Genomic DNA, 20037 nt, shown 5'->3' on the forward strand with positions numbered 1-20037 from the left:
CCCGCAAAGTCGGTGGCCGCGCGAACCTGGGTTACAGCTACCTGCACAACGCCGTCGACGATCACTCCCGCCTGGCCTACTCCGAGATCCTGCCGGATGAGACCAAGGAAACCGCGGCCGCGTTCTGGAGGCGGGCCCAGGCGTTCTTCACCGACTGCGGGATCACCATCGTGCGGGTCCTCACCGACAACGGGTCTTGCTACCGCTCACGCCTGTGGCGCGACACGCTGCGCGACGCGGGAATCACCCACAAACGCACCCGGCCCTACCGGCCGCAAACCAACGGCAAGGTGGAGCGATTCAACCGCACTCTGCTCGACGAATGGGCCTACAACCAGCCCTATCGCACCGAGACCGAACGCCGCGACGCCTTTCCGGGCTGGCTGCACACCTACAATCACCATCGCGGCCACACCGCACTCGCTGGCAAACCACCCGCCAGCCGCGTCCCCAACCTCACGGGTCAATACAGCTAGTCGTCGCGGCCGCTGACCCGGGCGTAGTGGGCGCGGGCCTTGGCCCGGTTCCCGCACCGAGCCATCGAACACCACTGGCGGTTCCGCCGCGGCGAGGCGTCGCAGAACCGGACCCCGCAGTCGTCCGCCGCGCAGATGCGGACGTCCGCGTCGCTCGTCGCCAAGTCGATCGCGTCCGCCGCCAACGCCGCGAACGCCGACGCCACCGGATCCTTCGGCGCCGGGACCTCGCGGCGCAGCCGGCCCTCGGCCAGGACCAGGCGGGGCGGCGGTGCCGGCGCCGCGGCCGCCGCGTTGTTCACCAGGTCGATGTCCATCTCCGCCGGCCGCCCGTCCGCGAGCAGCACCCGGTCCACTGCCTCGCGCAACGCCTTCGCCGCCAGCACGTTCCCGGCCGTCACCGGCACCGGGCCCGTCGTGAAGCCCGCCAGCTCGAGCCACTCCGCCAGCGCGTCGGGCCCGGTCAGCATCTCCACGCCCTCGGCGTACCGGGAGCGCAGCGTGTTGACCAGGTCGAGGCACGGCCGTCCGCCGTCGAAAGCCCACTCCATGCCCCCACTCTAACCGTTGCGAACAGTTAGAAGTGCCGCTACCTTCTAACCCTATGAACAGGTTAGAAGGTATGGCCACGGTCAACGGGATCCGGATGCACTACCTGCGCGCGGGCGAAGGGCCGCCGCTGTTCCTGCTCCACGGCTGGCCGCAGACGTCGCACTGCTGGCACAAAGTCCTCGAACCCCTCGCCGAGACGCACACGGTCATCGCCCCCGACCTGCGCGGCTACGGCCGCACGGACAAGCCGAAGACCGGCTTCGACAAGCGCACGATGGCCGCCGACGTCGCCGCCCTCGCCGAACACCTCGGGTACCCGAAGACAGCCGTCGCCGGGCACGACCGCGGCGGCCGCGTCGCCCACCGCTGGGCCCTCGACCGCCCGGATCAGGTCGAACGCCTCGCCGTCCTCGACATCGCGCCGACCCGCGCGATGTGGCAGCGCCTCGACACCGGCATCGCGAAGGCCTACTGGCACTGGCTCTTCCACCTGCAGCCCGACCTGCCGGAACTGCTCGCCGGCCAGAACATCGCCGCCTACCTCGGCTACTTCTACGAGCGCTGGACCTACCAGCGCCACAGCCTCGACCCGGACGCCGTCGCCGAGTACGTCCGCGCCTTCTCCCAGCCCGGCGCCCTGCGCGCCGGCTTCGACGACTACCGCGCGTCCTTCCCGGACGACGCCGAACTCGACGACGCCGACTACGAAGCCGGAAAGCGCGTCACCCAGCCACTTCTGGCGCTCTGGGGCGCCGACGGCCTGCTCGGCACCCTGCCGACCCGCGAAATCTGGCAGGAGTACGCGAACGACGTCACGGGCGCGGCGCTGGCCGAATGCGGCCACTTCCTGCCCGAGGAACAGCCCGCGGAAGTCGTCGCCCACCTGCGGGAGTTCCTGCACCCCTGAGACTCCCGGGGGCTCCGGTCCCCCGCACTGGGGACCGGAGTTCCCTCCCCGCCGTGACGCCCGGCACAGTCCGCCGTCGCTAGGTTCGAACCACGATGGGGAGCAAATCGAAAGCCGCGTTGCTGATGCTGCTGGCCGTGCTGGGGATCGCGCTGGCCGGCGGGACCGCGCACGCCGACGGCGCGCCGTCCGGCACCGACATCCAGGTCGCGCAGACGCTCGGCGCGCGCGAACTGACCGTGCTCATCCGCCGGGTCGACGTCACGCCGTCGCCGCTGCGGGTCGACGTCGTGACGCACCAGGGCACCGCGCCCGGCACGCTGCACCTGGCCGTCGCGGCCGACGGTGTCGTGACGTCGCGGGGTGACGTCGTCCTCGGCGCGGAACCGGGCGTGTACGCGGGAAATCTCCGAGTGGACAAGCCGGGGCCGTGGATGCTGTCGCTGGACGACGGCAGCGGGACGACCGCGACCATCCCGTTCATCGTCCCGGCGCGGGTGGTTCCGCCGTGGGAGAAGGCGACCTACGGCGGGTTCGTCGCCGCGGGCGTCTTCCTGCTGCTCGCCCTGGTCGTCGGCGTCAAGGCGCGGCGAACCGCCTACGCGCTGATCCCGGCGGGCGGTGTGGTCGCCGCGCTCGCCGTCGCGGTCACCGGGGCGCTGCTGTCGGCGAGCACTCCCCCGCCGCCCGCGCCCGGCAGCCAGCTCGATCCGACGTTCGACAACGTCACCGACCCGTACGCCAACGCGCAGTTGTCCACTGTGGACTACTCGCGGCCACCGGTGAACCTGAGCGTCGAGAACGAACGCGGCGAGCTGACGCTGAGCCTCACCGACGGCGCCACCGGCCGCCCGGTCGACGACCTGCTGATCCACGACAACGCGCTCGTGCACCTGGTGCTGGTCTCGCCGTCCGGCCGGATGAGCCACCTGCACCCGGTGCGCGTCGGGCCCGGCGCCTACCGCGTCGGCGTGGCCGATCCGGAAGCGGGCACGTACACCGTCGCCGCGGAGCTCGTCCGGCGCGGCGGCGGGGTCCAGCTGGTCAGGTCCACAGTGGACCTGACCGGCACCGCCGCACCCGCGCCCGAACCGCCCGGCGCCGGACCGCGGACGATCGACGGCACACCGGTCGACCTCACGATCACGCCCGGCACGCCGACCACGATCACCGCGCACTTCAAGACCCAGGACCTCCAGCCGTGGCTGGGCATGCTCGGCCACCTGATCGTCGCCGGGCCGATCACCGGGCCGGTCGGCGAGAGCGCCGCGAAGGCACCGACGTGGGCGCACGTCCACGCGATGATCCCGCCGGTCGCGGGCCAGCTGGACCGCCCCGACGAGACCGTCGCCGCCTACGGCCCGGACGTCGGCTTCACCTACACCTTCGCGGCGCCCGGCCGGTACCGGATCTGGCTGCAGGCCGAACGCGGCTACCGCGTGCTGACCATCCCCGCCGTGGTCGACGTTCCGACGACAGGAGCCGGCCGATGAAACGCCCCCCGGCGCTGATCGCCGTCGTCGTGCTGGTGGTCGCGGCCGGTGCCGCCTGGCTGCTCTGGCCCGCCGGCGCCGCGAAAGCCACCACGCAGCAAGCGGTTTCCGGGCCCTACACGGTCCAGTTCTCCGCGGACCCGCCGCGCCTCGGCGGCAACACGTTCGCCGTGGCCGTCACCGGGCCGGCGCCCGACAGCGTCACGGTCGAGCCGGTCATGGCGCAGATGGGGCACGCGTTCGCCCCGGTGCTCGCCGTGCCGGACGGACCCGGCCGGTTCCGCGCGACGGGTGTCGGGCTGCCGATGTCCGGGCAGTGGGAGATCTCCGTGTCCGTGCACGGGCCCGGCGGGCCCGCCCAAGTCGTTTTTCCGTTGCTCGTCAGATAGACAAGTAGAAAGGTCGGGGGAAATGGATCTCACCGCATCCGGCGTGCGCACCACGTCGGTGGCGAAACAGGCGCGAACGGGGTTGCTGCCGGCGAACGTCGTGCTCGGCGGCTCGCTGCTGTCACTGGTCGGGCTGACCTGGGACATCCAGTGGCACAGCGACGTCGGGCCGGACACGTTCTTCACGCTGCCGCACCTGTTCCTGTACGCGGGCAGCGCGGTCGTCGGCCTGGCGAGCCTCGCCGTCGTGCTGCTGACAACGGCGGCGCGCCGCGCGGGACGGCCGGTCGACCCACGGATCGGCGGCCGCGTCGTCAACGTGTTCGGCAAGACGTTCGCGGCGCCGCTGGGCTACCTGGTCTCGGGCGTCGGCGCGGCCACGTTCCTGCTGTACGGCCTGTGGGACCAGTGGTGGCACGGGCTCTACGGCTTCGACGCGGTCATCGACTCGCCGCCGCACATCGGGCTGCTGCTGTCGATCACGGTGTCGCTCATCGGCACGACCGCGGTGTTCGCCGCCGCACGCGAGCACCGCTGGGGGCGGATCGGCACGCTGGCGTCGCTGACCGTGCTGCTCACGTTCGGGCCGGTGCTCGCGCTCGGGCTGCAGCAGGTGCCGGACGACTACGCCGACGCCGTCTCGATCGGCTGCTCGATGATGGCGGTGCTGCTCGTCGCCGTCGGCGCGGGGTTCTTCCGCCGGCCCGGTGGGGCGGTCGGCACCGCCGCGTTGGTCGCGGCCGTGCAGGCGGTCTTCTGGTGGTTCTCGCCGTGGGCGGCCCGGGCTTACGCGGATCTCGTCGGCCTGCCGATGCGCGACGCGATCTCCGGGGTGCCGGAAATGCCGTCGCTGACGCCGATGGCGCTGCTGCCGGTGGCCGCACTGATGGAGCTGGCCTACTTCGCCGGCCGGCGCCGGGGGTGGCGCGCGGGCCGGGTGTCCGTGCTCGCCGGCGGGATCGCCGGGCTGCTGATCGGGCTGAGCCTGCCGCTCCAGCGCACCCTGCTCTACACCGGCGCGCACCTGCCGCCGGCCTGGTACCTGACGACGACGGCCGTGCTCAGCGGCCTGCTCGGGCTGCTCGGCGGGTTCGCCGGGTGGCGGTTCGGCGGGATGCTCTGCCTGCTGGCGCCCGCGAAGAAGGGGGAAACCGCTGATGCGTAAGACACTTCTGGCCTTGGCGGCCGTGGCCGGGCTGCTGTTCGCCACCGCGGCGCCGGCGAACGCCTACGAGCCGGTCAACATCGTGCACACCGAGCACGTGCAGGCCGGGCCGTACGGGATGACGATCGGGTTCAGCACCTGGCCGCTGAAAGCCATGCAGTCGCTGGACTTCACGTTCATCCCCGACGGCGGGATCGACGACAAGTCCGGCACGCTCACGATGATCAACCCCGAGGGCGGCAAGAACCGCACGCAGCCGCTGGTCCGCCACCCGCGCAAGCTCGAGGTGTGGGGGCTCGACGTCCGCTCGATGCCGCGGCCAGGTGACTGGACGTTCCGCTTCGCGGTCAACGGCCCGGCCGGGGCCGGCACCGGCGACCTGCGGGCGCTGCCGGTGCTCGAGCAGCCGGGGCCGCCGATGGGCTTGAGCTGGGCGATCAGCACGCTGCCGTTGATCGGGCTCGTGGCGCTGGTCGTGGTGGCCTGGCGCCGGACCCGGAGCCGGTTGCGCGGGGGTGAGCTTCCGGCAATCGGGTGAGATTCCCCTCACAACCGGCGTCCGGGCGTATCCGTGTCGTCGCGAAGGCCTCCTTCACCACAGACGGGGAAGGGGGCCTTCGCCATTTTTTCGGACACAGCCGTGATCACGATCACCGGCACGGGGGATGGATCAGGCGGGCAGGTCGAACTGCCCGGCCTTCACGGCGACCAGGAACGCTTCCCACTCGGCGGTGTCGAACACGAAGACGGGGCTGGTCGCGAGCTTGGTGTCGCGGACGCCGATCAGGCCTTCCCGGCCGAGGTTGACCTCGACGCAGCTCCCACCGTTGGGCTCGCTGGCGAACGACTTTTCCCAGGCAGCCTCTTGGAAGAGGGACACGGCCGTGTTCGGATCGTAATCCGCGAACGACGGATAATCCGCCATGGGTCGTACCTCCGTGCATCGATGGGGGGCGCGGCCGGGACCAGGTCGAAAGTACCCGCGTCCGGCTACTCAGTGTCTCAACGGAGTACGCCGCACGGCCAAGCGGGTGATCAACTAGGTCCGGCCTCGACATGAAGATTATTCCAGGAGTAGGATTAATCGCATCGGCCGGGGCGCTGGTGTCGGTGAATGACTGCCTCTCTGCGACGGGCGGTCCGCGGATGCCGCACGCCTCAGGCTGACGACCGACCAACCACCACAGCAGGACCTCATGGGGGAGGATCAGCGTGATCGTCGAGGACAGCGCGCCACCGAGCGCGATCGTCGTGGGCAGGCTCGCCCACGGGGCGACCGAGCTGGTCCGAACCACAGGCGGGGAAGCGTTTTCCCGCACCGCGATCGAACTCTGTCCCGGACTGGCCGTTGCACGGTCACCGCGACGAGAGTTGGGGGTGTAGACGATGGCCGTCCGGCTGAACTCGCTCTTCCGGCGCGAAGACGAAGTGCACCATGGCCGCCGGGGAATCGCGAACGAGCTCCGGAACCGCTTCGGCTTCAGCCTGATCCAGGCGCCCCTGCGCAAGACGACGACGTGGGCGGCGGACCAGGACCTTCCGCCGCGGCGCTACTCCGACGGCGTCCGGACGACCCGGCCGCTGGAGGCGTCGATCGACCTGAGCCCGCTCCTGCGCGGCCGCGTCGGTTCCCGCGCCTAGAACCCGCATTGCCGCACCACCACAAGAGCCCCGGTTCCCTGATGGGACCGGGGCTCTCGCCGTCTCGTGGTGGCCTGGCTACGGTTTCCGCAGCAGCAGCCGTCCTTGGCGGAAGGGACGCTCTCCTTCCGTGGCCTCGCGGTACATCCGTCCCACCTCGACGAGGCCCGCCTCGGCCGCGACGCCCACCAGCTCGCCGAGCGGCCACCGGTACGCCGTCGTGACCTTGTGGTCGAACTCCGAGACCGGGCCGTCGCCGGACTCGAAGAACCCCAACAGAACGTGACCGCCGGACGCCAACGTCCGAGTGAATTCGGCGAAGTACCCCGGCACCTCCGCCGGCGGCGTGTGGATCACCGAGTACCACGACAGGATCCCGGCGAGCGACTCGTCGGGCAGGTCCAGCGCCGCCATCGAACCCACTTCGAACCGCAGCGAAGGCTCGGCCGCGCGCGCCAGCTCGACCATCGCCGGCGACACGTCGACGCCGAACGCGTCGAGTCCCAGCGAGCGCAGGTGCGCCGTCAGGTGGCCGGGCCCGCACCCGAGGTCGGCGACCGGGCCGCGGCCGCGCACGAAGTCCGCGAACGCCGTCCACGCGGCCCGGTCCAGCGGGTCGGCGTCCCAGATGTCGCGGACGAACTCCGCGTACCGGTCGGCGACCGCGTCGTAGGCCGCCGTCACGGTTTGCGGCCGAGGCCGCAGATGTGGCCGCTGAAGGCCGGGTCGTTCGCGAGCTTCTTCGTCGCGCGGGACTCGATCTCCTCCGGGTGCCACTCCGGCAGGTAGACGATGCCCGGCTCCACCAGCTCCAAGCCCTCGAAGAACGTCGTGAACTCCGCCTTGCTGCGCAGGTGCAGCGGCGTGCTCGACCGCTTGTACTGCTCCACGATCGACGACCGGCTCTCGGAGTCGGCCAGCGCGTCGAGGCCTTCGGTGGTCAGGTGCGAGGACAGGAAGTACGAGCCGGACGGCAGCAGCGACAGGTACTTCTGGATGATCTCGGCCACCGGCTCGTCCTCGCCGAGGAAGTACAGGACGCCGACGATGATCAGGCCGATCGGCCGGTTCGTGTCGAGGACGCCGGTGTCGAGCGCGCGCTTCCAGATGTCGGCCGGGTCGCGCAGGTCGCCCTGCAGCACCGCGTGCCGGTCCGCCACGCCCTCCTTCTCCAGCAGGACCTGCGAGTGCGCCACCGCGACCGGCTCGTTGTCGACGTACACGCACCGCGCGTCCGGGTTCACCTCCGCCGCGACCTCGTGGACGTTCCCGACCGTCGGCACGCCCGACCCCAGGTCGAGGAACTGGTCGATGCCGTTGCGCGCCAGGTACTGGACGCCGCGGCCGAGGAAGTCGCGGCCGACGCGCGCGACCGTCTTGATCATCGGGAACGTCTTGACCGCCTGCTCGCCGAACTGGCGGTCGATGGCCCAGTTGGCGTCGCCGCCGAGGAACCAGTCGTAGATGCGGGCCGCGTTCGGCCGATCGAGGTCGACGCCTTCGGGGGCTTCGGGATCCTGCGTCGTCATTTCCGTCCTCCAGGCTTGCGGCCGACACCGCCGACCACGCTCGCGAGGGGGACCGGGGCGGCGCCGGGCTCGGGGCGCCACTCTCCCACAGGCACGATCCCGGGGTCGACGACGTCGAAGTTACCGAAGAACGCGGCGATCTCGTCGAGCGACCGGGAAACCGCGGGCGAGCTCGACCGCTCGGACAGCTCCACGAGCCGCCGGATCTGCGCCAGCTCGTCGCCCTCGACGCCGGACTCGGTCGCGTGCGAGAGCACGTACGCCGACCCCGGCGCCAGCAGCGTCCGGTAGTCCCGGATGGCTTCGCGCACGCCCGTGGCGTCCGGCAGGAAGTGCAGCACGGCCACGCTGAGCAGGCAGATCGGCCGGTCGGGGTCGAGCACGCCGGTGGCCAGCGCGGCCTCCCAGACCTCCGCGGCGTCCCGCAGGTCGGCGTGCAGGACGGCGTGGCGCTCGGGGTCGCCCTCTTCGTCGAGTAGGATCCGCCCGTGCGCGACGGCCACCGGCTCGTTGTCGACGTAGACGCAACGGCTGTCGTCGGCGCACTCGTCGGCCACCTCGTGGACGTTGCCGGCGGTCGGGATGCCGGACCCGAGGTCGAGGAACTGCGTGATGCCGAGGGAGACGCAGTGGCGCACGGCCCGGCCGAGGAAGTCGCGGTTGCCGCGCGCCAGGGTCTTCACCAGCGGAAACGCTTTCACGGCCAGCTCGCCGTACTGGCGGTCGATCGCCCAGTTCGCGGTGCCGCCGAGCGCCCAGTCGTAGATCCTCGCCACGTTCGGCCGCTCGAGATCGACGGCGTCGGGGAGGAAGTCGGGGTCCACGATGTCCCCTTCGGGCGGCACTTCCGGTGGCTTCGGGCGCAACAGAGCGACCCTACCGAAAGTTGTTCACCACCCGGGACAGTTGAGGGGGCCGTTCGCCCTATTGGATCTGCTGCATCTGGGCGCGGTAACCCTCTGCAAGCTCCTTGAGGAACTGCCGGGTCTCTTGCCGCTCCAGCGCCGCTCCGCGCAGCCTGTCCCACGAGTCGACGAAGATGTTGAAGTCCTTGACGTCGTCGAGGTAGAGCCCGCCGGCGGAGTGCTCGATGTAGACGAAGTCCCGGGTGCGGTCCGGGAAGCGCATGATCGTGAAGTCGTTGGGCACCGCGGCCAGCCGGGCCGCGAACGGCAGCACGTGGACGTAGACCCGCGGGTGCCGTTCGAGCGAGAGCAGGTGCTCGACCTGGTCCAGCATCACCGCGGGCGCGTACCCGCCGGGAGCCCGGCGCAGCGCGCCCTCGCTGATGATGAACCGATAGTACGGCGGCTGCTGCTGCTCGAACACGGCCTTGCGGTCGAGCCGGTTGCGCACCAGGGACGTCACGTCCGTCGCGCCGAACTCGGTGAACTGCTTGAGCATGTAGTGCTCGGACTGCAGCGGGCCGGGGATGCGCTCACCGTGCCAGGTGAGGATCTCCGCGGCCGCGGGCTCCAGGTCCGTGAAGGTGCGGAACCAGTGCGGCACCACCGAGCGGTAGCCCGACCAGTGGCCGCGCTGCCCGGCGGCGGCGCGCGCCAGGTTCATCAGCGTGTCGGCTTCTTCGCCGTTGATCCCGAACGCGTTCAGCATCGATCGCACATCCCCGAGCTTCACCCCGACGGCACCGGACTCGATCTTGTTGACCTTGCCCTGGGTGCAGCCGAGGACCTCGGCGACCTGCTGCTGTGTCATCCGCGCCGCGGTGCGGGCATGCCGGAGCTCGTTCCCGAGCTGCTTCCGGCGCGAGGTGACGGTGCTGGCCATCGCCCTGCTCTCCCGGACCACTACAAGCGACGGCGGCCACCGGCCGCCGTCGCACGCGAACTATCGAACCCACCCAGGTTAGTGCTTCACCTTGCGGATCTCGATGATGACATCGCGCAGCGTTCCAGGAAACGCCGCGGAATGCCAGTCACCTGGGTTGTCACTCTCCTGGACCAGCGAAATTCCGAATTATTCCGCCAACCGGCGGAGCCCGGTCTCGGGCACACTGGGCCGGTGACCGATCGTTCGCCCTCCGCCGCCGCCGTCACCCGCCTGGCCGACCGGGTCCACGGCTACGTCCAGCCGGACGGCTCCTGGTACATCAACAACTGCGGGTTCGTCGACGCCGGCGACCACACCGTGCTCATCGACACGTGCTCGACCGAGCGCCGCACGCGCGCGCTGCTCGAGACGGTCGAAGCCGCCACCGGCAGCCCGGTGACGACGCTGGTGAACACCCACCACCACGGCGACCACACCAACGGCAACTACCTGGTCGGGGGCGCGACGATCATCGGGCACCGCAAGACCCGGGAGCTGATGGTCGCCGAGGGCATCCAGACGTTCGAGGGCATCTTCGTCGGCAGCGATTGGGGCGAGCTCGAGTCGCGGCCGCCGGAGGTCGTGTTCGACGACCGGCTGACCGTGCACGCCGGCGACGTCACCCTCGAGCTGATCCACCCCGGCCACGCGGCCCACACGACCAACGACGTCCTGGTCTGGCTGCCGGAGCAGCGCGTGCTCTACGCCGGTGACCTGGTGTTCAACGGCGGCAGCCCGTTCGCGCTGATGGGCTCGGTGGCCGGCTGGCGCCAGGGCCTCGACCTCATCCGGGAGCTTTCGCCGGAGGTGATCTTGCCCGGCCACGGCGGCCCTTGCGACCTCTCCGTGGTGGAGAGCGTCGACCGCTACCTGAAGTTCGTCCAGGAGACGGCTGAGCGCGGGAAGGCCGCCGGGCTGTCGCCGCTGGAGGTCGCGAAGGAGACCGACCTGGGCGAGTTCTCGTCGCTGAGCGAGCAGGAGCGGCTGCCGGGGAACCTGCACCGGGCGTACGCCGAGCTGGACGGCGCCGAGCGGGGTGCGGACATCGACCTCGTCGCCGCGGTCACGGACATGGTCGCGATCAACCGCGGCCCGATCCGCTGCTTCTCCTGAACTGAGTGAGCTGGTCCTCCGTGCCCTTCCTTGAGGCCTCGATCGGACTACTGTCTGAATCGAGAGAGTCTTCGAGAGGATGCGGATGAGCAAGAAGGCGAGCATCGGGGTCACCGGCCTGGCGGTCATGGGCCGCAACCTGGCGCGCAACCTCGCGCGGCACGGCCACACGGTGGCCCTGCACAACCGGTCCGAGGAGCGGACCCGCGCGCTGGTGGAGCAGTTCGGCGACGAGGGCGAGTTCATCCCGGCGTACTCGGCGCAGGAGTTCGTCAACGCGCTGGAGCGGCCGCGGCAGGTCGTGATCATGGTCAAGGCGGGCGGCCCGACCGACGCCGTCATCGACGAGTTCGCGCCGCTGCTCGAAGAGGGCGACGTGATCATCGACGCCGGCAACGCGCACTTCGCCGACACCCGCCGCCGGGAGAAGGCGCTGCGCGAGCGCGGGCTGCACTTCGTCGGCAGCGGCGTCTCCGGCGGCGAGGAAGGCGCGCTGCACGGGCCGAGCATCATGCCCGGCGGCTCGAAGGAGTCGTACGAGTCCCTCGGTCCGCTGTTCGAGGACATCTCGGCGAAGGTCGACGGCGAGCCGTGCTGCACGCACATCGGCGCGGACGGCGCCGGGCACTTCGTCAAGATGGTGCACAACGGCATCGAGTACGCCGACATGCAGCTGATCGCGGAGTCGTTCGACCTGCTGCGCGGCGCGGGCGGCTACTCCCCCGCCGAGATCGCCGACGTGTTCCGGACCTGGAACACCGGGCGGCTCGACTCCTACCTGATCGAAATCACGGCCGACGTGCTGGCCCACGTCGACAAGTCGTCCGGCAAGCCGTTCGTCGACGTCGTCGCGGACGCCGCCGAGCAGAAGGGCACCGGCCGCTGGACCGTGCAGATCGGCCTCGACCTGGGCGTCCCGATCTCGGGCATCGCCGAAGCCGTCTTCGCGCGTTCGCTGTCCGGCTCGACTTCGCTGCGCTCGGCGGCTCGCGGGCTCGGCGGTCCTTCGCGGTCGCCGCTGGCGGGCTCCTCGCTGGAGCGCTTCGCCGACGACGTCGAGCAGGCGCTGTACGCGTCGAAGGTCGTCGCGTACGCGCAGGGCTTCAACCAGATCCAGGCCGGCGCGACGGAGTACGGCTGGGACATCGACCTGGGCAAGGTCGCCTCGATCTGGCGCGGCGGCTGCATCATCCGCGCGAAGTTCCTCAACGACATCACCGCGGCCTACGCCGACGAGCCGTCGTTGCCGACGTTGCTGACGTCGGGCGGCTTCCGCAAGGCGGTCGAGGACGCGCAGGACTCGTGGCGCTCGGTGATCTCGACGGCCGTCCGTCTCGGCATCCCGACGCCGGGCTTCTCGACGGCGCTGGCGTACTACGACGGACTCCGCGCGGACCGGCTCCCGGCGGCGCTGGTCCAGGGCCAGCGTGACTTCTTCGGAGCGCACACGTACCGCCGCGTCGACCGCGACGGCTCGTTCCACACGGCCTGGGCCGAGGACGGCCGCCCGGAGTCCGACGCCTGACGTCCGTGAAGGCCTCCTTACCGGCGCTTATGGCCGGTAAGGAGGCCTTCACGGCTTTTCGGGCTCGCGAACGGGAAGACCCCCTGGTCCCGCCCGGTCAGAGCAGCGTCACCAGGAGCAACGCGAGAAGCGCGGCTACCCAGAGCGGTCTCATCCCCGCGCGGCGAGGATCTCTTCCAGCACCGCCAGGATCTTCCTTTCGGACTCCTCCTTCGTGATCCCGAGGCTGTCGAGCACCTCGAAGCCGGCACCTTCGCGCTGCTCCAGCAGCGCCAGGAGGATGTGCTCGGTGCCGATGTAGTTGTGCCCCAGCCGCAAGCCCTCGCGAAGGGTCAGCTCGAGGGTCTTCTTGGCCGCCCCGGAGAACGGCGTCGGGCTCGGCACGGGAACGACCGCCTCGGGCAGCCGCGCCTCGGCGGCTTCGCGGACGTCGCCCAGTTGTACGCCCTGAGAGACAATCGCCCCGGCCGCGAGCGCCGCGGGTTCGGTGAGCAGGCCCAGCAGGATGTGCACGGTGTCGATGTACGGGCTGCCGTGCTCGACGGCAGCCTTCTGGGACTCGACGATCACGTGCCGGGCGCGGTCGGTGTAGCGGCCGTAGACGCGCTCGATCGCCCCGGAGGCGTCGCCGCCCGGGTCGACCTTCGGCACGAACCGCTTCTGCGCCGCCTGCTTGGTGACGCCCATGCTCTGGCCGATCTCGGTCCAGGAGGCGCCGGAGCGGCGAGCCTGGTCGACGAAGTGGCCGATCAGGTGGTCGGCCACTTCGCCGAGGTGCTCACCCATGTAGACGGCGTCGGACAGCTGGGCCAGCGCGTCCTTGTCGTTGTTGCTCTTGATGGCGGAGATGAGGTCGTCGAGCTTGATGGGGTATTCCGGTGGCGTCATGCCGTCAACTGTAGGTTGACGATGCGAGATCGTCAACCGCGAGTTGACGCTGCCTTCAGGTGTGCTTTCAAGTCGAAGGCGCTCGCTTCCAGGTCCGCGTACTTCGGGTGCGGGTTCGCGGTGAACAGGCGCCGCGCGGCGATGTGGTCCGCGGGCCGGTTCACCGACTCGACCGCGATCAGGACGTCGTCGCGGAAGGACAGCACCGAGAACTTGCCCGCGGCCTGGTCGCCCGCGACGACCGTCCGGTCGGCGCCCGAAAGGATCCCGGCGATCTGCAGCTTCGCGCCGGACTGGTCGGTCCAGAACCACGGCAGGCTCGCGTACGGTTCGGGCGCCCCGGTGATCGCCGCGGCCACGCACCGGGCCTGGTCGACGGCGTTCTGCACGGACTCCAGCCGGGTCGCGGCGCCCGCCTGCACGCACGGGAAGTTCGCGCAGTCGCCGATCGCGAAGATCTTCTCGTCGGTCGTGCGCAGGTGCGCGTCGACGACCACGCCGTTGTTCACGGGCAGCCCGGCTTCCGCCGCGAGCGCCGTCTCCGGCACGACGCCGACGGCGATGACGACCAGGTCGGCGGGCAGCCGGCTGCCGTCGGACAGCTCGACTTCGCGCACCCGCGAGTCACCGTGCAGCGCCGAGACGCCTTGGCCGAGCAGCACCGTGTGCCCGGCTTCGCGGTGCAGAGTGGCGAAGTAGGCGGAGATCTCCGGCGTCGCGACGCGGTTGAGCAGCCGGTCCTGAGCCTCGACGATCGTCACCGGGCGGCCGGCGTGCGACGCGAACTCCAGCCCGATGAACCCGCCGCCGACCACGACGACGTTCCCGGCGTGCGCCAGGGATTCGCGGAGCCGGTCGGCGTCGTCGCGGGTGCGCAGGGTCAGCACGCCCGGCAGGTCCGCGCCGGGGACGGGCAGCGTCCGGTTGCGCGAGCCGGTGGCCAGGACGAGGTGGTCGTACGCGAGTTCGGTGCCGTCTTCGAGCCGCACCAGCGAAGCCGCGCGATCGAGCGAAGCGACCCGGCCGGCGACCAGCTCGATGTCCTTCTCGGCGAAGAAGCCCGCGCCGCGCAGGTGCAGCTGTTCGAGCCCCGCCGTCCCGGCCAGGTAGGCCTTCGACAGCGGCGGCCGCTGGTACGGCACGCCCGGCTCGTCCCCGGCCAGCACGACCCGGCCGGCGAAGCCGCGATCCCGCAACGACGCCACCGCCTGGAACCCGCTCTGACCCGCCCCGACGACGACAACCGTGTTCTGTGCACCCATACCCGCCATCCGATCACAACCCCGGTCAGGTCGTCGAGGAGTCACCCGAGGACCGCCGGGCCCGGGGTGCCCCGAGGACCCGGGAGATCCCCCGCGCCGCGGCCCGCACCGCCGGGACCAGCGTCCGCGGGTCCGTCCCCTCGGCCGGGACGACCACCGAGATCGCCGCGACCACCTCGTCCGTCGAGTCGTGGACCGGGGCCGCCACCGACAAGGAGATCAGCTCGATCTGGCCGTCGCTGATCGCGTAGCCGTCGCGGCGGACGTCGGCCAGTACCCGCCGCAGCTGCACAGCCGAGCCGATCGTCTTCGGGGTGAAGGTCTTCAGCGGCGCGGCCAGGACTTCCTCCTGGACCTCGGCCGGGGCGTGCGCGAGCAGCACCTGGCCGACGCCGGTCGCGTGCGCGGGCAGCCGGCCGCCGACGCGCGTCAGGACGTTGACCGCGCCGCGCCCGGAGATGCGCTCGACGTAGACGACCTCCGCGCCGTCGAGCACCGCGAGCTGGACGTTCTGGTGCGTGGCCTCGTAGAGGTCCTCCAAGAACGGCATCGCGCTCTCTCGCAGCTCCGCGCCGTGCGGAGCGAGCGAAGCGACTTCCCACAGCCACAGCCCGACGCGGTACAGGCCGTCTTCGTCGCGCACGAGGGCGCCGCGCTTGGTCAGCTCACCGGCCAGCCGGTGCGTGGTCGACAGCGGCAAGTCGACGCGGCGGCTGAGCTCGGACAGCGTCAGCTGCGGCCGCTCGGCCGTGAAGGCGCCCAGCAGATCGAGGACGCGATCCACGACCGAAGGCGGCCGCCGCGCGCTGTGCCGCACGTCAGAGGTCGTCGTCCGGCAGGAGCGGGCGCATGAACGACCGCCGGTACCGCACCACGCACCCGCTTTCTTCCCGGATCTTGTCGGCCTCGATGAAGTCCGGGTCGACGCCGAACAGCGTCCGGTAGCGCTCGTACGCGGCGAAGCTCTCGAAGCTGAACAGCGCCCGGGCTTCGTCGCTCGCGCCCTCCGACGGCAGGAAGTAGCCGTGGTGGACGCCGCCCTCACGCTGCACCAACCGCATCCACGCGGCGGCGAAGCGTTCGAAGTCGGCGAGCTTCGCGGGGTCGATGACGTAGTCGACGACGCACGTGATCATCACCGGCCGCCCCAGACGCGGTCGGCCGTCGCCACGAGCAGCTCCAGCTTCCGCAGCTGCTCGTCCGGCGTCAGGTCGTTGCCCTCCTCGGTCGAGGAGAACCCGCACTGCGGCGAAAGGCAAAGCTGGTCGACGTCGACGTAGGCCGACGCCTCCTCGATCCGCCGCACCAGGACGTCGGGGTCCTCCAGCTCCGGCCGCTTCGTCGTGACCAGGCCGAGGACGACCTTCTTGTCCTTCGGCACGAACCGCAGCGGCTCGAAGCCGCCGGAGCGTTCGTCGTCGAACTCCAGGAAGAACCCGTCGACGGCGAGCTCGCCGAACAGCGCTTCCGCGACGAATTCGTAGCTCCCCGAAGCGACCCACGACGACCGGAAGTTGCCGCGGCACAGGTGGGTCGTCACCGCCAGCCCCCCGGGACGGCCGGCCAGCGCCGCGTTCAGCGTCGCGATGTTGCGCAGGTGCTGGGTGTCCGGGTCGCCGCCCATCCGCGCGACGAGCTCCCGCTGCGCCGGGTCGTTGAGGTAGGCGAGGCTGGTGTCGTCGAGCTGCAGGTACCGGCAGCCGAGGCCGGCCATCGCGGCGATCTGCGCGTGGTACGCCGCGCTCAGGTCGGCGTAGAACTCCTCGAGGTCCGGGTAAACGCTTTCGCTCACCGCCGCCCGGCCGCCGCGGTAGTAGACCATGCTCGGCGACGGGATGGTCAGCTTCGGCGTCACGCCTTCGTCCACATGGGACTTGAGGAACTCGAAGTGGTCGGCGAAGATCGGCTCGTCGAGCCGCACCTTGCCGTCGACCTGCAAGCCCGGCGGGCTGAACTCGAGATCGCCCGCCAGGTTGTGGAACTTGACGTGCAGCCGCTCGTCGCTCTTGGAGATGCCGCCGAGCGCGTAGATGAAGTCCATGTGCCACGACGCGCGCCGGAACTCGCCGTCGGTCGCCGAGCTCAGCCCGGCCACCCGTTGCATCTTGATGACGTCGCGGATCGCGTCGTCCTCGACCGCGCGGAGCTGCTCCACGCCGATCTCGCCGGATTCGTGCCGCCGTCGCGCGTCGCGCAGCACCGGGGGCCGCAGGAGGCTCCCGACGTGATCGGCGCGAAACGGCGGGCCCACCTGGGAAATACCGCCCGAAGTCATGCACCGATGGTCACACATTCCCGGCCGTCGCGCCGCCCCCGGAAACAAGATCATGACACCCGGGTCTTGCTACGGTCACGCGCGAAGCGTTGGCTGTGTGCCGGGAAGGGGCTTGATCATGACGAAACCCGCGGTGCACCCCGTCGACCAGGGCCTGCCGGCCGGTCGGCTGACCCTACTCGGCCTGCAGCACATGTCGATCATGTACGCGGGCGCGGTCGCCGTGCCGCTGATCGTCGGCAGCGCGTTGAAGCTGGACCCGGCGACGATCGGGCTGCTGGTCAACGCCGACCTCCTCGTCGCGGGCATCGCGACGTTGATCCAGTCGATCGGCATCGGCAAGATCCTCGGCATCCGGCTGCCGGTGGTCGCGGGCGCGACGTTCAGCGTCGTCAACCCGATGATCCTGATCGCGTCCCAGTACGGCCTGCCCGCGGTCTACGGCGCGATGCTGGCGTCCGGCGTCTTCGGGCTGATCATCGCGAAGCCGTTCGCGAAGCTGATCCGGTTCTTCCCGCCGCTGGTCACCGGGACGCTGCTGCTCGTCATCGGCGTCTCGCTGCTCGGCCCGGGCGCGGGGCTGATCGCGGGCAACGACACCGGCGCGCCGGACTACGCGGCCCTGTCGCACATCCTGCTCGCGTTCGGCGTGCTCGCGCTGCTCGTGCTGTTCACGCGGGTGCTGCGCGGGTTCGCCAACCAGATCGGGCCGCTGCTCGCGCTCGCGATCGGCCTGGTCGTGGCGATCCCGATGGGGCTCGTGCACTGGGACGGCGTCGGCGCGGCCGGCTGGTTCGGGCTGGCTTCACCGTTCCACTTCGGCGCGCCGACGTTCCCGGTCGCCGCGATCCTCTCGATGTGCGTGGTCATGCTCGTGACGTTCACCGAGTCCACCGCGGACATGATCGCCGTCGGCGAGATCACCGGGCGCCCGCCGACCGACTCCGACCTCGCGCGCGGCCTGGCCACCGACGGTTTCTCGGCGGTGCTCGGCGGCGTGCTGAACTCCTTCCCCGACACGGCGTTCGCGCAGAACGTCGGGCTGGTGCGGATGACCGGCGTGCGCAGCCGCTGGGTGGTCGCGGTGACCGGCGGGATCCTGGTGCTGATGGGCTTGGTGCCGAAGATCGGCGCGTTCATCGCGGCGATCCCCCAGCCGGTGGTCGGCGGAGTCGCGGTGGTGATGTTCGCGATGGTCGCCGCGGTCGGCGCGCAGAACCTTGCGAGGGTAGAATTTTCGGGCAACCACAACACCTTCATCGTCGCGGTCGCGCTCGGCGCCGGCCTGCTGCCGGCGTTCGCGCCGAAGATCTTCCAGCACTTCCCGGCCTGGCTCCAGACGATTTGCGGCAGCTCGATCACGGTGGCGGCGGTGCTGGCGTTCGCGCTGAACCTGCTGTTCAACCACCTCGGCCGGCGCTCGGAGCCGGATCTGCTGGAAGCGCCGTGAGCAACCGCTCGACGAGCCGGGCCCCGATGCCCGGCTCGACCGCGCGCCGGAACACCTCGGACTTCAGCGACCTCGCGGAGAAGCTCGCCTGATCACCAGCAGATGATCAGGATGCACGACGGCCGCGGCGGCGTCTGCGTCGTCGTGTGAGCGGGCGGTTGACCGCCCGCTGGGGGGCTCGTGGTCGGGGTGACCGAGCTGCCCGGGTCGCCGCTGGTCGGCGTAGTCGTCGTCGCGGTGTCGGTGGTGCTGCTCTCGGTGGCCGGCGCTCGGCCCGGCACCTCGGTGACGGTCTCGCGGGGCACGCCGACGCCGGGAACGACGTCGCCGCCGCCGGTACCGCCCTCCGGCGGGGAGTCCGTGGCCTGGTCGGCGCCGCCGAGCCCGGTGGTGCGCCCGGGGAACGGGATCACCTGGATCTGGTCGACCGGGGAGGCGTTCTCGGTGCCCTTGCCGCTGAGGCCGACCAGGACCGCGGCGGCTCCGCAGCCGATGACGACGGCGAGCATCACCGCGAGCACGCGCCAGCGCGACTGCCCCGGTCCCGAACGGTCGCCCCAGCCCTCGCGCACGAGCAGCTCGGCGACCGATACCTCGTCGTTCACCCCGACAGACCTTCCCGAGAGGCCTTTCGGCCGGTGTCGTGATCGTATTTTTACCGCACAAGACCCCCAAAAGGGTGAGTTTTTGGCAAAAATTCGTCACGTAACGGACGGATTGACGGTGGGTGACATTCCACAGCGGATTCACAGCTGCGGTTCGGGAGACTCCCAGCATGACCGGCGAAGCTCGAACCATGCTGCTGAAAGCCGATCGGCCGGTCCCCCGGATCGCCGTTCCGCGTCGCGGCTCGACGGCGTTCGCCAAGATCATCCCCAATCCGAAGGTGACCCCCTTCACGTTCGGTTACCTCGTTCTCCTGCTCGGCACGACGCTCCTGCTCAAGTTCGTCGACCCGGAGCTGACCGCGCGGCTGCTCCAGCTGTCGAGCACCGACGCCCACAACCTGTGGCGGCGGCCGCTGACCTCGCTGCTGACCAGCGCGATCTGGCTGTCCGACGAGGGCTGGCTCGCGTACGTCGTGATCTTCACGATCGCCGTCGCGCCGCTGGAACGCCGCTTCGGCGCCCGTCGCGCGGCGACCGTGTTCTTCTCCGGCCACGTGCTGGCCACCCTCGTCACCGAGCTGCCGGTGATGGCGCTGATCAGCGCCCACGTCCTGCCGAACTCGGCCGGCCACTGGCTCGACATCGGCGTCAGCTACGGCTTCTTCACCACCGCCGGCGCGCTCGTCTTCCTGGTGCGCGGCCGCACGCGCCTGGTGGCGCTGGCCGTCCTGGAGGCGTTCATCGCGGTGATCTGGCTCGGCGACGACCCGGCGAGCCTCGACTCGGTCGTCACGCTGTTCGGCCACGCGTTCGCCGCGCACTTCGGGCTGCTGTTCTGGGGACCGCGGCTGCGCGGTCCAGCCGCAGGCCGGGCCCGGATTCCGGCGGGTAGGCAGGGGCCCGGGTCGGTGGTGTAATCGACGGGCCACAGCCG

23 protein-coding genes are annotated in these 20037 nt (G+C 70.7%); 11 read left to right on the forward strand and 12 right to left on the reverse strand.

Annotation, left to right across the window (positions count from 1 at the left end; translation table 11 throughout):
* A partial coding sequence (locus AB0N03_RS29870) for an IS481 family transposase (protein WP_364378250.1) occupies positions 1 to 476 on the forward strand: 476 nt, incomplete at its 5' end.
* Here AB0N03_RS29870 and AB0N03_RS29875 read toward each other — a convergent pair.
* The gene (locus AB0N03_RS29875; RefSeq protein WP_364378252.1) at positions 473 to 1027 is read right to left on the reverse strand and encodes a CGNR zinc finger domain-containing protein; all 555 of its coding nucleotides are present in this window, start codon (positions 1025 to 1027) and stop codon (positions 473 to 475) included. The two genes, AB0N03_RS29870 and AB0N03_RS29875, sit on opposite strands and share 4 nt — an antisense overlap.
* Before the next feature lie 53 nt (positions 1028 to 1080).
* Between AB0N03_RS29875 and AB0N03_RS29880 the strand changes: the two genes are divergently transcribed.
* The 5 genes from AB0N03_RS29880 (at position 1081) to AB0N03_RS29900 (ending at position 5520) form a co-directional block, all read left to right on the forward strand.
* A complete protein-coding gene (locus tag AB0N03_RS29880) occupies positions 1081 to 1935 on the forward strand; it encodes an alpha/beta hydrolase (protein WP_364378254.1) in 855 nt (284 codons plus the stop codon).
* A gap of 95 nt (positions 1936 to 2030) precedes the next feature.
* The gene (locus tag AB0N03_RS29885; protein WP_364378256.1) at positions 2031 to 3428 is read left to right on the forward strand and encodes a hypothetical protein; all 1398 of its coding nucleotides are present in this window, start codon (positions 2031 to 2033) and stop codon (positions 3426 to 3428) included.
* Positions 3425 to 3817 (forward strand): FixH family protein, encoded by a 393-nt coding sequence (locus AB0N03_RS29890; protein WP_364378258.1) that lies wholly within the window; start codon positions 3425 to 3427, stop codon positions 3815 to 3817. Before AB0N03_RS29885 ends, AB0N03_RS29890 begins: the two co-directional genes overlap by 4 nt.
* Before the next feature lie 22 nt (positions 3818 to 3839).
* Positions 3840 to 4982: a hypothetical protein gene (locus AB0N03_RS29895; RefSeq protein WP_364378259.1), complete on the forward strand. Its 1143-nt coding sequence runs from the start codon at positions 3840 to 3842 to the stop codon at positions 4980 to 4982.
* Positions 4975 to 5520 (forward strand): hypothetical protein, encoded by a 546-nt coding sequence (locus AB0N03_RS29900; protein WP_364378260.1) that lies wholly within the window; start codon positions 4975 to 4977, stop codon positions 5518 to 5520. The genes AB0N03_RS29895 and AB0N03_RS29900 overlap by 8 nt, the downstream gene beginning before the upstream one ends.
* 132 nt (positions 5521 to 5652) lie before the next feature.
* Here AB0N03_RS29900 and AB0N03_RS29905 read toward each other — a convergent pair whose 3' ends face one another.
* The gene (locus tag AB0N03_RS29905) at positions 5653 to 5907 is read right to left on the reverse strand and encodes a DUF397 domain-containing protein (RefSeq protein ID WP_285482105.1); all 255 of its coding nucleotides are present in this window, start codon (positions 5905 to 5907) and stop codon (positions 5653 to 5655) included.
* A 461-nt stretch (positions 5908 to 6368) separates the two neighbouring features.
* On the opposite strand from AB0N03_RS29905, the gene AB0N03_RS29910 reads away from it, so the two are divergent.
* Entirely contained in the window at positions 6369 to 6623 is a 255-nt protein-coding gene (locus AB0N03_RS29910; RefSeq protein WP_364378261.1) for a hypothetical protein, read from the forward strand.
* A 78-nt stretch (positions 6624 to 6701) separates the two neighbouring features.
* Here the strand turns inward: AB0N03_RS29910 and AB0N03_RS29915 are convergent, their stop codons facing one another.
* The 4 genes from AB0N03_RS29915 to AB0N03_RS29930 form a co-directional block, all read right to left on the reverse strand.
* Positions 6702 to 7307, reverse strand: a complete 606-nt coding sequence (locus AB0N03_RS29915) for a class I SAM-dependent methyltransferase (protein ID WP_364378263.1) — start codon at positions 7305 to 7307, stop codon at positions 6702 to 6704.
* Complete coding sequence (locus AB0N03_RS29920) at positions 7304 to 8152, reverse strand: SAM-dependent methyltransferase (RefSeq protein ID WP_364378265.1); 849 nt, start codon at positions 8150 to 8152, stop codon at positions 7304 to 7306. The genes AB0N03_RS29915 and AB0N03_RS29920 overlap by 4 nt, the downstream gene beginning before the upstream one ends.
* Entirely contained in the window at positions 8149 to 8976 is an 828-nt protein-coding gene (locus tag AB0N03_RS29925) for an SAM-dependent methyltransferase (protein WP_364378267.1), read from the reverse strand. Before AB0N03_RS29925 ends, AB0N03_RS29920 begins: the two co-directional genes overlap by 4 nt.
* 100 nt (positions 8977 to 9076) lie before the next feature.
* Positions 9077 to 9940: a helix-turn-helix transcriptional regulator gene (locus tag AB0N03_RS29930; protein ID WP_364378269.1), complete on the reverse strand. Its 864-nt coding sequence runs from the start codon at positions 9938 to 9940 to the stop codon at positions 9077 to 9079.
* A gap of 234 nt (positions 9941 to 10174) precedes the next feature.
* Here AB0N03_RS29930 and AB0N03_RS29935 point away from each other — a divergent pair, with 234 nt between their 5' ends.
* Together AB0N03_RS29935 and gndA are read left to right on the forward strand one after the other, a co-directional pair.
* Positions 10175 to 11095, forward strand: a complete 921-nt coding sequence (locus tag AB0N03_RS29935) for an MBL fold metallo-hydrolase (protein ID WP_364378270.1) — start codon at positions 10175 to 10177, stop codon at positions 11093 to 11095.
* Between the two features lie 85 nt (positions 11096 to 11180).
* Positions 11181 to 12620, forward strand: a complete 1440-nt coding sequence (gene gndA, locus AB0N03_RS29940; protein ID WP_364378272.1) for an NADP-dependent phosphogluconate dehydrogenase — start codon at positions 11181 to 11183, stop codon at positions 12618 to 12620.
* 150 nt (positions 12621 to 12770) lie between these two features.
* Here the strand turns inward: gndA and AB0N03_RS29945 are convergent, their stop codons facing one another.
* The 5 genes from AB0N03_RS29945 to AB0N03_RS29965 are packed head-to-tail and all read right to left on the reverse strand — an operon-like array spanning position 12771 to position 17045.
* Positions 12771 to 13508 (reverse strand): Clp protease N-terminal domain-containing protein, encoded by a 738-nt coding sequence (locus AB0N03_RS29945; protein WP_364378274.1) that lies wholly within the window; start codon positions 13506 to 13508, stop codon positions 12771 to 12773.
* 32 nt (positions 13509 to 13540) lie between these two features.
* Entirely contained in the window at positions 13541 to 14770 is a 1230-nt protein-coding gene (locus AB0N03_RS29950) for an FAD-dependent oxidoreductase (RefSeq protein ID WP_364378276.1), read from the reverse strand.
* Between the two features lie 25 nt (positions 14771 to 14795).
* Positions 14796 to 15587, reverse strand: coding sequence for an IclR family transcriptional regulator (locus tag AB0N03_RS29955; protein WP_364378278.1), 792 nt, complete (start codon positions 15585 to 15587; stop codon positions 14796 to 14798).
* Position 15588: 1 nt separating this feature from the next.
* Positions 15589 to 15906, reverse strand: a complete 318-nt coding sequence (locus AB0N03_RS29960) for an NIPSNAP family protein (protein ID WP_086675711.1) — start codon at positions 15904 to 15906, stop codon at positions 15589 to 15591.
* Complete coding sequence (locus tag AB0N03_RS29965; protein WP_364378279.1) at positions 15906 to 17045, reverse strand: 5-methyltetrahydropteroyltriglutamate--homocysteine S-methyltransferase; 1140 nt, start codon at positions 17043 to 17045, stop codon at positions 15906 to 15908. Before AB0N03_RS29965 ends, AB0N03_RS29960 begins: the two co-directional genes overlap by 1 nt.
* 118 nt (positions 17046 to 17163) lie before the next feature.
* Between AB0N03_RS29965 and AB0N03_RS29970 the strand changes: the two genes are divergently transcribed.
* Complete coding sequence (locus tag AB0N03_RS29970; RefSeq protein WP_364378281.1) at positions 17164 to 18495, forward strand: nucleobase:cation symporter-2 family protein; 1332 nt, start codon at positions 17164 to 17166, stop codon at positions 18493 to 18495.
* Positions 18496 to 18587: 92 nt separating this feature from the next.
* Here the strand turns inward: AB0N03_RS29970 and AB0N03_RS29975 are convergent, their stop codons facing one another.
* Positions 18588 to 19100: a hypothetical protein gene (locus AB0N03_RS29975; protein ID WP_364378283.1), complete on the reverse strand. Its 513-nt coding sequence runs from the start codon at positions 19098 to 19100 to the stop codon at positions 18588 to 18590.
* A 170-nt stretch (positions 19101 to 19270) separates the two neighbouring features.
* Between AB0N03_RS29975 and AB0N03_RS29980 the strand changes: the two genes are divergently transcribed.
* Positions 19271 to 20020, forward strand: coding sequence for a rhomboid-like protein (locus AB0N03_RS29980; RefSeq protein ID WP_364378285.1), 750 nt, complete (start codon positions 19271 to 19273; stop codon positions 20018 to 20020).
* Positions 20021 to 20037: the final 17 nt, after the last annotated feature.

Origin of the sequence: Amycolatopsis sp. NPDC051061, assembly GCF_040682935.1 — a bacterium.
Classification (GTDB): Bacteria; Actinomycetota; Actinomycetes; order Mycobacteriales; family Pseudonocardiaceae; genus Amycolatopsis.